The sequence below is a fragment of the Pseudoalteromonas sp. S4492 genome (genome assembly GCF_005886115.1).
Classification (GTDB): Bacteria; Pseudomonadota; Gammaproteobacteria; order Enterobacterales; family Alteromonadaceae; genus Pseudoalteromonas; species Pseudoalteromonas gelatinilytica.
In genome coordinates, this window is the sequence record NZ_PNCP01000019.1 from 1 (window position 1) to 16,351 (window position 16,351).

At 42.8% G+C, this 16,351-nt stretch carries 12 protein-coding genes; 9 read left to right on the forward strand and 3 right to left on the reverse strand.

Annotated elements, in window-relative coordinates:
- Positions 1 to 218 precede the first annotated feature (218 nt).
- The 3 genes from CWC28_RS05500 to CWC28_RS05510 all read left to right on the forward strand — a co-directional run bounded on the left by CWC28_RS05500 (position 219) and on the right by CWC28_RS05510 (position 4,406).
- Entirely contained in the window at positions 219 to 1,808 is a 1,590-nt protein-coding gene (locus tag CWC28_RS05500) for an alkaline phosphatase (RefSeq protein WP_063702877.1), read from the forward strand.
- 11 nt (positions 1,809 to 1,819) lie between these two features.
- Positions 1,820 to 3,616 (forward strand): alkaline phosphatase, encoded by a 1,797-nt coding sequence (locus CWC28_RS05505; protein WP_138624850.1) that lies wholly within the window; start codon positions 1,820 to 1,822, stop codon positions 3,614 to 3,616.
- 73 nt (positions 3,617 to 3,689) lie between these two features.
- Positions 3,690 to 4,406, forward strand: coding sequence for a hypothetical protein (locus CWC28_RS05510; protein ID WP_138624851.1), 717 nt, complete (start codon positions 3,690 to 3,692; stop codon positions 4,404 to 4,406).
- 65 nt (positions 4,407 to 4,471) lie between these two features.
- Here the strand turns inward: CWC28_RS05510 and CWC28_RS05515 are convergent, their stop codons facing one another.
- The gene (locus tag CWC28_RS05515; RefSeq protein ID WP_249324947.1) at positions 4,472 to 6,544 is read right to left on the reverse strand and encodes a TonB-dependent receptor; all 2,073 of its coding nucleotides are present in this window, start codon (positions 6,542 to 6,544) and stop codon (positions 4,472 to 4,474) included.
- Positions 6,545 to 6,769: 225 nt separating this feature from the next.
- Between CWC28_RS05515 and CWC28_RS05520 the strand changes: the two genes are divergently transcribed.
- The 5 genes from CWC28_RS05520 to CWC28_RS05540 all read left to right on the forward strand — a co-directional run bounded on the left by CWC28_RS05520 (position 6,770) and on the right by CWC28_RS05540 (position 13,041).
- Positions 6,770 to 7,564, forward strand: coding sequence for a VOC family protein (locus CWC28_RS05520; protein ID WP_138624852.1), 795 nt, complete (start codon positions 6,770 to 6,772; stop codon positions 7,562 to 7,564).
- Positions 7,565 to 7,677: 113 nt separating this feature from the next.
- Positions 7,678 to 8,343 (forward strand): SDR family oxidoreductase, encoded by a 666-nt coding sequence (locus CWC28_RS05525; RefSeq protein ID WP_119853904.1) that lies wholly within the window; start codon positions 7,678 to 7,680, stop codon positions 8,341 to 8,343.
- A gap of 138 nt (positions 8,344 to 8,481) precedes the next feature.
- Positions 8,482 to 8,862, forward strand: coding sequence for a hypothetical protein (locus tag CWC28_RS05530; RefSeq protein WP_063702866.1), 381 nt, complete (start codon positions 8,482 to 8,484; stop codon positions 8,860 to 8,862).
- On the forward strand, positions 8,859 to 11,195 hold the full coding sequence (locus CWC28_RS05535) for a fatty acid cis/trans isomerase (protein ID WP_063702864.1): 2,337 nt from the start codon (positions 8,859 to 8,861) through the stop codon (positions 11,193 to 11,195). The genes CWC28_RS05530 and CWC28_RS05535 overlap by 4 nt, the downstream gene beginning before the upstream one ends.
- Before the next feature lie 94 nt (positions 11,196 to 11,289).
- Positions 11,290 to 13,041 (forward strand): response regulator, encoded by a 1,752-nt coding sequence (locus tag CWC28_RS05540; protein ID WP_063702862.1) that lies wholly within the window; start codon positions 11,290 to 11,292, stop codon positions 13,039 to 13,041.
- Between the two features lie 13 nt (positions 13,042 to 13,054).
- Here CWC28_RS05540 and CWC28_RS05545 read toward each other — a convergent pair whose 3' ends face one another.
- Positions 13,055 to 13,678, reverse strand: a complete 624-nt coding sequence (locus CWC28_RS05545) for a toast rack family protein (RefSeq protein WP_063702860.1) — start codon at positions 13,676 to 13,678, stop codon at positions 13,055 to 13,057.
- A 129-nt stretch (positions 13,679 to 13,807) separates the two neighbouring features.
- Between CWC28_RS05545 and modF the strand changes: the two genes are divergently transcribed.
- On the forward strand, positions 13,808 to 15,265 hold the full coding sequence (gene modF, locus CWC28_RS05550; RefSeq protein ID WP_063702857.1) for a molybdate ABC transporter ATP-binding protein ModF: 1,458 nt from the start codon (positions 13,808 to 13,810) through the stop codon (positions 15,263 to 15,265).
- A 26-nt stretch (positions 15,266 to 15,291) separates the two neighbouring features.
- On the opposite strand, the gene CWC28_RS05555 is transcribed toward modF, so the two are convergent.
- A complete protein-coding gene (locus CWC28_RS05555) occupies positions 15,292 to 16,170 on the reverse strand; it encodes a TraB/GumN family protein (protein WP_063702855.1) in 879 nt (292 codons plus the stop codon).
- Positions 16,171 to 16,351: the final 181 nt, after the last annotated feature.

Genomic DNA, 16,351 nt, shown 5'->3' on the forward strand with positions numbered 1-16,351 from the left:
GCAACTCGCAACTCGCAACTCACCCCTAGCACCTAGCCCTATTATTTCCCCTAAAACTAAATACTTACTTATATCTAAAGTCGTTTTTGTTTCATCATTTCGTCATGAAAAGTCACTTTTTTAGTAACAATGCGTTCTTAGTATTACTGCGCTAATTATCCAAGTGCAGTTTAGTTAGCACTCAAATTCTTAAAATAACGTACTAACGGAACGTAACGATGAAAATTAATAAAATTGCTACTGCAATTGGTTTAACGTTGGCATTGTCAGCGACGGCCAATGCAGGTGTGTTACCAGACAGTCAAAAACAAAATGATTGGTATAGTGCCGCTGAAGCTACATTAACAAAAAAAGAAGCGGCAGCTCAGGCTGAGCAAACGTTTAAAGCTAAAAATGTCATTCTATTTGTTGGCGATGGTATGGGTATTTCAACGCTCACTGCGTCACGTATCATGGCAGGTCAAATGGAAGGTAAGTCGGGCGAAGAAGGCTTACTAAGCTTTGAAGAATTCCCTTACTCTGCGCAAATAAAAACCTACAACGTTGATGCGCAAACACCTGACTCTGCAGGCACAATGACAGCAATTATTTCAGGCGTTAAAACCGATGTAGGTGTTATTGGTGTTAACGAAAACATCGAGCGTGGCAAGTGTGCAACCGTTGCTGGTAACGAGTTAATTACCGCTACAGAACTAGCAGAAATCAAAGGTCTAGCAACAGGTATTATCTCAACAGCGCGTATTACTCACGCAACGCCAGCTGCGACCTATGCAAAATCAGCTGACCGTAACTGGGAAGACGTATCAGACATGCCAGCTGATGCTGTTGAAGCGGGTTGTGAAGACATTGCCTCACAACTTGTTAATTTCGAAAAGAATCTAGAAGCACGCTTCGTAGGCACTGACGTTGATGGTCTTGAAGTTGTGATGGGCGGTGGTCGTCGTCACTTCTTACCAAAAGACGCAACGTTCAACTCAGCTGATGCAGTCAGCGAAGTAGAAGGTGACCGTACGGATGAGCGTGATCTAACTGCTGAATGGCAAGAAATGTACCCTGATGGCAAGTACGTCATGGATCAAGCGGGTTTCGATACGCTTAATGCCGATACCAAACGCGTATTTGCACTGTTTAATGAATCACATATGCAATACGAAGCAGACCGCGCTAACGATGTAGCGGGTGAGCCGTCACTGTCTGAAATGACAGGTAAAGCAATTGATATCTTAAAGAGCAACGAAAAAGGCTTTTTCTTAACCGTTGAATCAGGCCGTATCGACCATGGTCACCATGCGGGTAATGCTTATAACGCGTTAAACGATACCGTTGAATTTGCCAAAGCAGTGCAAACAGCAGTAGAGAATACCAATCCTGAAGAAACACTTATTCTTGTTACTGCCGACCACAGCCACGTATTTACTATCGCGGGTTATCCGAAACGCGGTAATCCAATCTTAGGTCAAGTGGTTGCCATTGGTAGCGAAGAGCCAAGCCTTGCGGCAGATGGTATGCCTTACACCACCGTTGGCTATGCAAATGGCTTAGGTTTCCGTGATTTAGGCGATGAAACAGATGCAGAGGTGTCTTATAACGATGCTGCTGTTGCAGGTCGTGTTGATTTAACCGGTGTTGATACGACTGCACCTGGCTATCACCAAGAAACGACTGTGCCATTAAGTTCTGAGACTCATGCGGGCGAAGATATTTCGCTTCATGCAAAAGGTCCAGGTGCGCAACTAGCACAAGGCGTTGTGGAGCAAAACGTAATTTTCCACATCATTAACCAAGCTCTAGAACTAATTGAAGAATAATGGCGACGACGATGAAAAAACTAAATTTAATTTCTCTTGCTGTAGTAGTGGCATTAGCGGGTTGTTCGGATGACGATGACAACTCTCCAAAAACATTAACCGTTGAAAACACGTTAGCTGTAGGTTCTGAGCAGTGCGTAAACGGTGGTACAGAAACCCTAACAGGTGCAGATAGCAATGATAACGGTGAGCTAGACTCAGCAGAAGTAACGGACACAACCGTTGCATGTAATGCACCAGCAACGTCGTTAACAGCATCGCAATTAGCGCCGTTGACTGATAATGCGTGGTTCAAATCAGCACAAGTTAAAGTCGCAACTAGCGAAGAAAACATTGCGGCTGTTGTAAAAGAGTCAGGTAAAGCGAAAAATGTGATTTTGTTTGTTGGTGATGGCATGGGCATTTCGACCGTCACAGCAGCACGTATCATGGCCGGCCAGCTAGAAGGTAAGCTGGGTGAAGAGCACCAACTTAGCTTTGAAACACTCCCATTCTCAGGGTTTGCTAAAACCTATAACGTTGATGCACAAACACCTGATTCAGCGGGTACGATGACGGCAATGGCATCGGGCGTAAAAACGGATGCTGGCGTTATTGGTGTTGATGAAGATATCGAACGTGGTAACTGTGCAACGGTTGCAGGTAATGAACTAGTCACAGCGACTGAGCTTGCTGAGATTGCTGGTAAGTCGACAGGTATTATTTCGACAGCTCGAATCACACACGCAACGCCAGCAGCAACCTATGCCAAATCGGCTGACCGTAACTGGGAGGATGTATCTGATATGCCAGAGGCAGCAGTTACCGCTGGTTGTGAAGATATTGCATCGCAATTAGTTAACTTTGAAGCAAACCTTGAAGCTCGCTACGAAGGCCTTGATGTTGATGGTTTAGAAGTTGTGATGGGCGGCGGTCGTCGTCATTTCTTACCAAAAGATGCGGCTTATAACTCAGCTGATGCGATGAGCGCTGTAGAAGGTGACCGTACGGATGGTCGCGACCTAACAGCTGAGTGGAAAGCCAAATACCCTGCGGGTCAGTATGTAATGGACCAAGCTGGTTTTGATGCAATCAATGCAGATACGACTGAGCGTGTTTTTGGTTTATTCAATGAATCACACATGCAATACGAAGCAGACCGTGCAAACGATGTAGCGGGTGAGCCGTCACTGTCTGAAATGACTGCAAAAGCAATTGATGTACTAGATAACAACGCCAATGGTTTCTTCTTAACAGTTGAAGCAGGGCGTATTGACCACGGTCATCACGCTGGTAATGCTTACAATGCACTAAGCGATACAGTTGAGCTATCAAAAGCAGTACAAGTTGCTCTTGATAAAACCAGCATTGAAGACACGTTAATCATCGTTACAGCTGACCACAGCCACGTATTTACCATTGCAGGCTACCCAAAACGTGGTAACCCAATCTTAGGTAAAGTGGTACCTGTGGGTAGCGATGAACCATCTCTTGCCGCAGATAACATGCCATACACAACGGTTGGTTATACCAATGGTGGCGGTTTCCGCGATTTAGGTGATGAGACTGATGCAGAAGAAGGTTACAACTATGCGCCAGTAACAGGTCGTGTTGACTTAACCGATGTTGATACCACGGCACCTGGTTTCCACCAAGAAGCGCTCGTGCCATTAAGCTCTGAAACACACGCAGCAGAAGATGTGGGTGTGTATGCAGTAGGCCCAGGTGCACATTTAGTTACAGGCACTAATGAGCAAAGCCTTATTTTCCATGTTATGGATTATGCCGCTGACCTTGTTAAACAAGCCGATGCTAAATTAGCACAATAATGAGTGTTTGGGAGGCTCTGAGCCTCCCTTACTCAATCAGTTATAAAGAAAACCAAGATAAAAAGAGAATCCCGTGAAAGCAGCCATCTTACTTGCCTCATTACTTAGCCCACTTGCTGTTGCAGGGCAATGCGATATGAACACCGGTTTTACGCAAGCAGACTATAAAGTCACCACAGACATAGTCGCTAATAAGCAGCATTCTGAAGACACCTTCACTCTATGGCGCACGCCTCATCAGGTGGCTAAGCAAAATCCACAGTTTATTGAGCTATGGCAGCAATTACGTAATCAACAAATTCGCCCAATTCGTTATTTCCAGCAAGCGCAGCGTGGCATTGAATATCAACCATCGGAAGTGCAAGGTGAGCAAGATTGGAATAGCAAATATCAGTTAGTAAGCGATAAGTTTTTAGCCTCAATGACGCACCAAAAAAGCACGGGTGAAGGCTGTGAACTAACAGAATATTACACACAGCAGCAAGGTGAAAACAAAGTCGAGCTAAGCTGGCTTGCCAATCAAAAGTTACTTAAAGCAATTCGTATTTCAACACCCACTTATAGCCGTGAAATTGCTTTAACAACCAGCCATCACAACCAGCAAAAGGTGCAGGCAGAGTTTGCGAAATGGGATAACTACCAAACCACCGATTACGCAGATATCGGTGATAATGAAAGCGATCCATTTTTAGCTAAAATGATCAACTTAGGGTTTGTTGAGCATGGCGCGAGCGGTTTTTATGATGCGCAAGGTAATCAGCTCAAAGGTGAGCATGGGCATCATCACTAATTAGTACCAACCACAAAAAAAGGCACCAAGGTGCCTTTTTTATTGTTTAATTACTTAGCTTAAACCTAAAATGCATAGTTCCAAGTTAGGTTGACGGTACGACCCGTGCCCGCAAAATAGCGTGTTGCAGCTGGGCGTGTTTGACCGTAGTAAGTGATGTAATACTTATCTAGCAGGTTATCGATACCTAGGCTAAATGCACCGTACTCAACACTTTGATATTGTACCGATAAATCAACGGTTGTGTAGCCGTCAAACTCTTCCCCAGTATTAAAGTCGCGGTCAAATACTTTGTTAGCTTGTACGCGGCTAGATAGATTCGCTGGCCACTGTTGCTGCCAGTAAAGGTTTAAACGTGTAGGTGAAATATTGCTGCCGCCTAAATCGCTTTCTACTTTATTGTCGCCATCACCATCATATTGGCCTTCTGTATCAGCGTAACTTGCACCAAATGTTGTGCTGTTAGTTAGGTAATATTGTGCATTTGCTTCAAAACCTGAGATCTCAGTACGCTCACGTTGCACGCTGTAAATACCATCAGCATCAGCTTGTAAACGTGAACCTAAGTCTGAGTCAGATTCAAAGTAGCTGGCTTTAATATTGAAGCTATCGTTGGCATATTCAAAACCCAATTCGCGGTTATCAGAAATAACCGGCTCTAGGTTTAAGAAACTCTCAACCGATAAACCTGCTTGATTAATGCCACGCAGCACGCGACCAACATCAGCCATGCTAAAGCCTTCGCTGTAGCTTGCATACAGACGAAGTTCATCAGTTACTTGATAGACAACACCTAAGTTCTCTAATAATTCATTAAAGCTTGGCTCACCGCCTTCTACAAAGCTGCTGTTGTATGAGGCTAGGGTGGTAAAATCATCCACTTTTAATTTGCCGTACTCGTAACGAACACCGGCATTGAACGTCCAATCCTCTAAGCCGTCATAACGTAGTTGAGCGAATGGCGCGATGTTATTAAACTTGGTTTTTGGCACCCAATGGCGACCTGTTTGCGCAAGCTCTTGGTATGTTTCGTCAGAAAGTAAATCAATACCGGTCGCAATATCAAACTGGCTGTTTAACAGGTTATCTTTATTGTAAGTAACGCGACTACCAAACTTTTGTGATTTATTTTGAGACTGATCGAAAATACTCTCGCCATAGGCTGGATCTTGGAACGTAGCAAATGTGCCACCGCCATACATAGCTGCAAAATCTTGCGAAAATAATTGAATAGCAAGGTTACCGCCAGCCACATTGCTATGGTTATAATCTAGGGTAAAGGTTGTTACACGGTTACGTGGCGTGTCGCCTTCTACATCGCCTTTTTCAGCCGAGGTTGCAAGGCCTGTTGCTGGATCGCCATTTACAGCTACAAAGTCACCATTACCTTCAATTTTGTAGTGGTTCAGCATTGCTTGAATGCTTTGCTCGTTATCAAGCTGATATTTCACTTTTAAAAATAAGTCTAGGCTGGTTGAATCTTGCGTGTCACCTTGTGTGCCATCTAAACCAACAAAGTCACCGTTACCATCGCGATACATACCCGTACTACGAGCCGATACACCACCAATAAAGCTAATATCATCTAGTTGTTGGCTGAATAAGTAGCTGGCTTTATAGCTTTGGCTGTCGCTGCCACCGTCTGTTGGAGTGCTAAACCCCGCGCTCATTTGGTGATTAAAATCGCCAGCTGATTTTGTGATGATATTAATAATACCGCCACTTGCGCCCATGCCTTGAATTGCATTTGCGCCACTGATCACTTCGATGCGTTCGATCATTGCAGGGTCAATCGTATTCCCATCACGAGAACCGTTACGAAGCGGGTTTGACTGAGGAACACCATCAATCATGTATAGCGGCTCACGGCCACGGAGTGTTTCACCTGCACTGGTCATTTTTTGACGACTTGGTGAAAAGCTCGGTAATAAATTACCTAAAATTTGCGATAGATCTTGAGTATGAGCCAGTTGCTCAGCAATGTCTTCACTAGTAATAACACTGATAGTTGCAGGTACAGTACTAACTGGTGCCGTACTACGAGTTGTAGAAACGGTAATACGTTCAATATCTTGGGCCTGATTTGCAAACGCAGCGATAGGAGTAAGTAAAAAAGGAAGCGCAAATTTCATTGTCATAGTTAAATCGCTATACAATTGTTATTAAAAATTGTTCGCATTTATACATGCGTTTGTTGTGACAATCAATATAGTGCCATAACTGCAATTCTCTGTTTTAGCAGGATTTAAACCTAAGTTATTGATTATGATTATTTAATTTTTCTAAACGTGAATTAAATAAATTTTAAAAATAATTGGCAAAAAAGCAGCTTGTTGATTACCGTTAATGAAGGAGGAACAGCCATGACAAAAATAAATACAAAACACCCTGCAGGTACTTTCTGCTGGTCCGAGTTGTGCGCGAAAGACTGGCAAGCTGCGAAGCAATTTTATACGCAACTTTTTGACTGGGGTTTTGACGACCAGCCAATAGGCGAAGATATGTATTACACCATGCTGCAAAAGCAAGGTGATGATATTGCCGCTATGTATCAACTGCCAGCAAGTATGAGTGAGATGCCAACCCATTGGTTATTATATATTGCTGTTGATGATGTTGACCAAAGCACTGAGCAGGCAAAGTCATTGGGGGCAACGGTTTTGGCAGGGCCACATGATGTCATGACAGCGGGTCGTATGGTGATGCTGCAAGAACCTGGCGGTGCAACATTTGCCTTGTGGCAAGCGGGTGAGCATATCGGGGCTAAACGAGTGCAAGAGCTCAACCTGCCTTACTGGTTTGAGCTTGTGTCGAAAGACATGCAAAAAAGTCGCGACTTTTATTGTCAGTTGTTCGGATGGCAGTTTGAGGTGAAACCCATGGAGGGCATGGACTACACCTTATTTACCATCGATGAGCAACCGATTGCAGGCATGCTTGAAATGACCAATGAATGGCCAGATGACATTCCATCTCATTGGATGCCGTATTTTGCGGTAGCAGATTGCGATCAGGCTGTCGCTAAAGCAACGCAGCTTAATGGGGCTATTTGTGTGCCAGCAACAGACATTCCAGATGTTGGACGCTTTAGTGTTATTACCGATCCGCAAGGGGCTGTATTTTCTATTCTTAAATCAACCATTGATGAATTAACTTAAGCCCTTGGTTTTTGTCAATCTGTCCCAAAGTATATAGCTAAGCCTCTTCAAGATGCAGAAACTCGCACCTTGAAGTGGTTTGGGTATAGAAAAGCCTACTAAGGAGCAGATTGATGACTAAGCATGTGGTGGTTACGGGGGCCAATAAAGGTATTGGCCTAAATTTTTGTAAACAGTATTTAGCCCAAGGTTACCGTGTTACTGCAGTGGTTCGCACCCCAAGCGAAGAGCTAAAAGCACTCGACGTAAAAATTATTAGCGATATTGATGTGGCTGATGCCGATGATGTTGCAACCCTTGCCAATTACTTACACGGCGACAAAATTGATATTTTGGTTAACAACGCCGGTATTTTTCATAACGAAACATTAGCTGACATGGACTTTGCTGCCATCGAAAAACAAATTAGCGTGAATAGTATCGCGCCTATTCGTATTACTCATGCATTACAGCAAAGCTTAGGTATTGATGCCAAAGTAGCGATGATCACATCACGTATGGGCTCAATTGCAGATAATGGCTCGGGCGGTTACATTGGTTATCGTATGTCAAAAGCGGCGCTTAATGCCGCCAGTGTTAGTTTAGCCCATGAGCTAAAAGATAAAAAAATTGCCGTAGGGTTATTTCATCCGGGCTTTGTACAAACGCAAATGGTTAATTTTGCCGGCGATATCAGCCCAGAAACTGCTGCAGAGCGGCTCATCAAGCGGATTGACGAATTAAACCTTAGCAACACTGGTGGATTTTGGCATTCAAACGGCGAAACGCTACCTTGGTAATGCATTGTTCACTGTTTTTATAATTCGGTTAGTTAGCAGCTAAAAAGCTGCTAACGGCTGATAAGTTTCGCTAATTATTGAACTTATAGTTTGCTATACTCGTACAATTAAAAGTCATTTTGATGTAGAGAGCAGCACATGGAATTAGAGCAAAATAGCGATTTAACCCTTCCTCTTTTTTATTTCGATGAAAACCTTCATAGCCGTGACATCGAGTCCCCAGATGTATTAATACATATAACCTTAAGCGAAGACTTACTCGCACAGCTTTGTCAAAATCCAGCTGTTGATAGCAGTGTTGCAATCGCCGTTAATGAATATCGTCTTGAAGCGTTAAATGATGACTACCAAGTATTGATTGGCCGTGAGCACGATGCGCAACTGACACTCGTTCGTGGACCACTGTTGAGTGCGATGCTTAGCTGCGACAACGACCAAACCTTTGTGTCGCCGCAAGTCGATATGATGCCAACCTTCGATTTAGGTGATGACGTTGAAGATATCGAGGAGGAAGGATGAGAAAACTCCTCACCACCGTATTTGGTCTTATTCTATTAAGTGGCTGTGCATATTTAGGTGCCGCTCATTACGATGAACTGTTTGGTAAAGAACAACCACAACAGCGCGTGGTTGCAGCATCAACACTTGAAGGTGCTGAGTTTTTAAGTGATGTAAAGCCCGTACTTGATAGTCGCTGTGTGGTTTGTCATGGCTGCTATGATGCACCGTGTCAGCTTAAGTTATCTTCTGTGGAAGGTATCGACCGCGGCTTAAGTAAAGAGCGTGTTTATGACGGCACACGTTTACTAGCGCAAGAGCCAAGCCGCTTGCTGTTTGATGCGACAAGTACCGCCCAGTGGCGTGAAAAAGGCTTTACCCCAGTACTTAATGAGCGAGCTCAAACCGAAGAAGCGAACCTTGCCGGTAGTGTGCTTTATAATGCCTTAGTACTTAAGCAAAGCAGCCCACTTCCTAAACAAGCAATTTTAGGCGATGAGTTTGATTTTTCACTCGACCGTGAGCAAACATGTACCACAATGAATGAGTTTGACTCATTTGCTAAAGATAGCCCGCATAGTGGTATGCCTTATGGTTTACCGGGTATCTCGAGTGAAGAGTTTCAGCACCTTGCTAAGTGGCTCCGAAAAGGCGGTTATTTAGCTCATATCGAGCCTCCTGAAAAAGGAGTACTCAAACAGGTCGAACGGTGGGAAGCATTTTTAAATCAAGATGGTTTAAAGCATCAACTGGCTGCTCGCTATATTTATGAGCACTGGTATTTAGCGCATATTTACTTCCCTGAGCATGGCGATAAACACAGCTACTTTAAGCTGGTTCGCTCTTCAACGCCACCGGGTGAAGAGATCAAACACATTAGCACCCGTCGCCCCTATGAAGACCCTAAGGTTGAGCGTGTTTACTATCGTTTAATGCATGATCGTTCGACTATTTTAGCGAAAACACATTTACCTTTAGCATTAAATGACGAAAAGCTTGCACGCTTACATTCGCAATTTATTGAAGCTGATTATCAAGTAGATAAACTGCCAAGCTATAAGCCAGAAGTGGCGTCAAACCCATTTAAAGCCTTTGCGGCAATACCAGTAAACTCACGTTATCAATTTATGCTTGATGAAGCTGAGCTTATTATTATGGGCTTTATTAAAGGGCCGGTTTGTCGTGGTCAAATCGCGTTAAATGTAATTAACGACCAGTTCTGGGTGGGTTTTGCGAAGCCTGAAATGGCGGCGACACCTAAAGTCGGTGAAATGTTGTTACAACATGAAGATGCATTAGCATTACCGGCTGAAGAAGAAAGTAATGCTTTGCCGATTTCTAGCTGGGTGAAGTATTCAAAACGCCAAAACAAATATTTGTCTGCCAAAGTTGCACTGGCAAATAAGATGTTTGCTAACGGTCAGCACCTTACAACCGATTTACTTTGGCAAGGAGATGGTCATAACCAAAATGCAGCGCTGACGGTATTTCGCCATTTCGATAGCGCAACGGTTGTAAAGGGTTGGATAGGCCAGCAACCAAAGACCGCTTGGATTCTCGACTATGCGTTATTTGAACGTATCCATTACTTGCTGGTGGCGGGGTTTGATGTCTATGGCAACATTGGTCATCAGTTATTAACTCGTTTGTACATGGACTTTTTACGCTTAGAAGGTGAAGCAAACTACCTTGCATTATTACCAGAAGCTAAGCGTAAGGAAATTAAAGCCCAGTGGTATCGTAAATCGCCACCTAGCTTAACGAGCTTCTTTGAGGATGAATTGTCATTTAGTCAACCTACTGGCATTGAATACAAAACAATGGATCCGCAGTCTGAGTTATTCAATATGCTAAAAGCGAAACTGAAGCCAATATTGAGCCCCCGTTACGACTATACGAAAGTACCTGAGCCGCTTGCGCGAATTAACGATCTTCCAGTTAAAGCTGTGAACTTGCTACCGCAAATTTCGTTTGTGTTAGTCAAAGATGGCGAAGATAAGCACAAGGCCTATACCCTGATCCATCATAATGCTCATTACAATATTTCGAGCTTATTGAATGAAGAAGGGCAGCGCGCTTATGACGAAGATACAGTGACGATTGTGCCTGGGTTTATAGGTGATTACCCAGAAGCAATTTGGTACTTGCACAATGATCAGCAGGTTGCAGCTTTTGCAGCTGGGCTGGCTAAAGCAACAGATGAAGCAGCTTACAGAGATCTGAAAAGTGAGTTTGCTATTCGCCGAACACATCCACAGTTTTGGCAATACAGCGATATTTTACACCGTGTAGCGAAAGAGTATCGCGGCGTCGAGTTTGGTTTATTTGACTATAACCGACTCGAAAATCGATAAATTTCTGTTAACTATCATGTTTAAAGCCCACTTCAAGTGGGCTTTCTTGTATTCTATGAACTACAATTATTTTTAAAAAAATAATGAGTAAAGCATGTTGCAGCTAGTCACAGATATCCGAAAACGATATCGCTGGGGGTTATTGGCGATTGCCATATTGATCTCTGTATCAGCCATCTTGATACAGAGCCTTTTGTATATCCAAAAGGGTGATGCCAAGGTCATCAATATTGCCGGTAAGCAACGCATGCTGTCACAAAAAATTGCCTTGTATGGCAATGCACTCATTTATCATGAATCCGATCATTTTCAACAGCAACACCGAAGGCTATTGCAACAAGCGGTTGAGCAATTTATTGCAGGGCATCAATTTTTAATTCAACAAGATGAGCAAGGTCACTATATTCATTTAAATGAGGCGCTTGAGGCCCATTATTTCTCGCCGCCTACTGCGTTAGATGAACATGTGAAGCGCTATGTGAGTAAAGCGCAGCAGCTATTAAACAATACCGATGATTTTGCCTATGTGGACCGCTCAACATTTGTTAGCAATCAGCTTGAAGCACTACTCACAAAGCTAGACCAAGCGGTTAAGTTACTTGAGCAAAAATCAGTTCAAAAAGTCACATTTTTGGCAGTGCTAGAGTTATTGTTTTGGTTGCTCGCCATGACGTTACTAGCAATTGAGCTATTTTTCATTTTTAAACCTATGGAGAAACTGGTCACTAAAAATATTGCTAAGTACAAAGAACAAAAAGAGTTTGCTGAGCGTGTTAATAAAAATAAAGAGCGCTTTATTGCCCGTACTAGTCATGAATTTAGAACACCATTGCAAGGTTTAACCGCATCCATCGAAGCGCTTGATATCAGCGACAGTCAGCAGCTGACTAAACAGCAGGCGCTTTATTGCGTGAATAGGCTGGTGGCCATGCTAGACGAATTAATGGACTTACAGCAGTTAACCTCGGGAGAATGGCAGTTAAGTTTCACTAGCAGCAATTTGTTATCAACATTAAAGCAAGCTATCTCACCCTATGAATATGCCTGTAACGATAAAGGTATTACCTTGAGCGTGAACTTAGCTGACTCACTCGATAAAGAGGTGAGTACTGACCATGCAAGGTTGACGCAAATTGTTGCTGAAATCATTAACAATGCCGTTAAATTTACTCCAAGCCAAGGCCGTATTGCCGTAACTGCTGCGTGCCAAGGTGAGCAGCACTTTGTAATGGAAATACAAGATAACGGTAAGGGGTTTGAAAAGCCGCCGACAGATTTACTTAGCTACGAAAATGACTCAGAGCAACACTTTCAAGGCTTAAAAACGGGGCTGCTTAGGGTTATGCACATTGTTAAAGCATTAAAAGGAGAAATCCAATTTCTCAATGCTGAGCCACAAGGTGTGAAAGTATTAATTAATTTAGAACTAGAGAGCACGCCTAAATCAGTAATGCCAGCGCCGTTGCCGAAAGCTTTACACTGCTTAATTGTTGAAGATAACCCGCTAAACGCCACTATTTTAGGGCGCATGGTTAGCCATTTAAATTACAGCTTTGATGTGGCTGAAAACGGCTTAATCGCCACAGATAAAGCGTCAGAAAAGCACTACGATTTAATTTTTATGGATTTGAATATGCCCGTTATGGATGGTTTTAAAGCGATTGATATTATTCGTAATGAGCAGGGGCAGCAGGTGCCAATTTTGGTGGTGACAGCCAATACATCGAATGATGATTTACAACGAGTATACGAACTTGGAGCAAACTTGCACGTTTACAAACCGATCTCGCTAGATTCAGTGCAAAAAGCTCTCAGCATTTTATTTACTAAGAGCTCACAGGGATAACCAAAGCATTCAATTAGTTCGTTACTTTAATGTCGCCAACACCTACTTCTACTTCAATATTGTATTGACCATTACCACGGTAGCTTGAATGCGAGCTAACCACTTTACGGCTGGTATTACCGTCATTTTTTAAGCCGCGAATTTTAGTGTCGCCCACACCGGTATCAAGCTCGATACGTTTGTAGTCATCAAGCGCACTATCAATTCTTACCGCGCCCACACCTAACTCAATATCTACCGAATTACTAGCGTCGTTAATTTCAATATCGCCAACACCTAACTCAACATCAATTGCCATCGATTTAGGCATTTTTACATGCCAGTTTTGTTGAATATCATCGTTATCTAGTTTTAAGCTAAGAGAGCTGGCACTTTGCGAGTGGCTTAATTCGATATCTGATAAGTCAACATCAGAGCTGAACCAGCTATTGTCATTTTTTGGTTCAATGCGAACTGTAACCACGACTTCGCTGCCGTCATAGCTTTCGACTTCTAAGCTGCCCACCGGAAAATCTATATCAAGTTGGCTTGCACCATTCACTGCAAAGTTATGATTTAGCTCACGTGAGTCTTTTGCCATTGCGTATGTTGTTGTAAGTGCTAAGCCTAATGCCGCTACACAAAGTAATTTTTTCATTGTCTGATTCCTGTTAATGACCTTTTATACCTTAGTCGCAGCTGTGTTTAAAAAAGGTTTAAACGATTTTTAATTTTTTATCGAATGCGGTAACGTCAAGCTAACGGTAACTTAGAATGAGGATTCAAAGTGCAACAAGTGCAGTTGGTTAATGTTAGAGCCAGCCTAAAGGGGCAGGGCAATGACGTTTATTATTTAGATGATCTTAATATCAATGTATCGCCATTGCAGCAATGGGTTTTTCTTGGCGCCAATGGCGCGGGCAAATCGGCCGTGGCAGCTGCCATTGCCGGTTTTGCGAAAATAGAAAAAGGCCAGTATGAGAATAGCTTTGAGCGTATAGCATTGGTTTCCCCAGACAGTCAAAAGCAGCTCCTTGCGGCTGAGCTAACAAAAGATCAAGATGACATTATTGATGGCGTTACGCCTTCAAGTATGGTTTATGAGCTGATTATTGCAGGCCGAGACGAGCAACAGCTTGATAGTGATTTGCTACAGCAGTTAATAAGCCTATTTGATTTTAGTGACAAACTTAGCAAGGCATTTCGCGATTTATCGACCGGTGAAACCCGCAAATTGATGCTGATTAAAGCCATAATAGGTCGGCCAGATTTACTTGTGCTTGATGAGCCTTTTGATGGCTTAGATGTCAAGGCAACGGCTGGGTTGAATCAGTTACTCGCTGAGCTTAGTAAAACGACGACCCTTATTTTTGTGCTTAATCGCTTAACTGAGATCCCTGACTTTGTTGATCACTACGCCTACGTTAAAGAGGGTCATGTCACAGAGCAATTAGCAAAGCCTACAGCCGAGCAGCGCGATGATTTACTCAAGCTATTGCATCTCACGCATACTCAGTTACAAATACCTGAGGCAGATATTGACCATCAAGCGCCTCCGCTCACTGATTCTATGCTGGTAAGATTAAACAACGCATCGGTAAGTTATGGCGGCGAGGCTATTTTTGAAAAACTCAACTGGCAAATTAACCAAGGCGAACATTGGCAGTTAACAGGTAAAAATGGCTCAGGTAAAACTTGTTTGCTGAACCTTATCACTGGTGATAACCCGCAGTGTTACAACAACGATATCAAGGTGTTTGGCTACCAGCGCGGAAGCGGTGAGAGTATTTGGCAAATTAAACAGCACATTGGTTATATCTCCAACGCGCTGCATATGGATTATCGAGTGAGTATCACCGCACTCAATACGGTTGTTTCGGGCTTTTATGACAGCATTGGTCTTTACCAAAAAGCCACTGATAAGCAACTTACCATAGCCAAACAATGGTTAGCGTTATTAGGGTTAAGTGACAAACAAAGCAGCTCATTTAGCCAGTTATCTTTTGGTGATCAGCGTTTATTATTGATTGCTCGGGCTATGGTTAAACACCCTAACTTATTGATTCTTGATGAGCCTTGCTTAGGTCTTGATGAAGCGAATAGACAGCGTGTGTTATTGTTGATAGAAAAAATCTGCGCTGCAGGTACCAGCACCGTGGTGTATGTTAATCACCATGCGAGTGACAAAATAGCCGGTATCGACAACTATTTAGAGATGGCTGATTTCACAAAAAAAGCGCCTTAAGGCGCTTTTTAAACGATTGAAATCATTTAGATACGGGTAACTGTAAAACCCTTGTCTGTTAACTGCTTCAATAAGCCGTGTTGCTCAGGTAAGTGCAAAGCGCCCACTGCAATGAACAGCTTTTCTTTACCGATGCGAGTAGATAGTTGATTAACCCAGTCATTGTTACGGTCTATCAACATCACTTGCTCGCTTAGTTGACCATACTGTGTGTCATCAAAGCTTTCGTTATAAAACTGTGTAAGTGTTTTCATGTCACCTGATTTCCAAGCCTTGATAAGACCAAAAAAGTAGGTGTCTACATCTGCAAGTTGGTCGAATGTTTCTTCGATCATTTTGTCATTCATAATTGCTAAGTGCTCAAACATTTCCATTTGGCGTTCAAGAGTTTCTAGCTCACCAACAGAAATTTTATGTTCTTGAGCGTAAGCAAGTACTTGCTTGTCGATGCCGTATTGATCTGAAAAACCGACGCTTTGGAACTCCATTTGCATCATGGTGACCATCACCGCCCACGGTGCTAAGTTCTTAAACATCGCAATATCAATTGATTTATCTGCAAAGTACTTTTGCAGTTTTGCATAGTTTTCAGGTGATAATTCTGATTGTAAGGTTTTGCCATTTTTCAGCATCATAAATGGTAATGAGCGACGCTGCATTTCCATTGGTGAAATAGCGCTGATATCGACCTCAACAATGACTTTATCTGAGTTATCAAGTGCTTTCGTTACCTTACTTGGTAAGCCTTTCATGCTGTTGTCACCCACATGCACGGTACCAAATAAATAAGAAGCAACGCCGTTTTTTTCTACTTTCCATAACCCCGGCTCTGCAAGTGCATATTGGCTAAAACCAAGCAGTAGCACCATAAAAAATAGGGCATTTATACGCTGGACGAATTTCATAACTTTCCTTTTCATAACGTGGTTATTTTCAATACTAAACTAATTTTTTAAAGAGGCGTTAAATTAAATCGGCTTTAAGCAGAAAAATCACATCTAATTGCTAAAAATTAATCAATCATAGAATGGCAGATAAAGAGGTATGAAATTTCAATATTTAGCAAATGGTGAAAAATAAATCTTA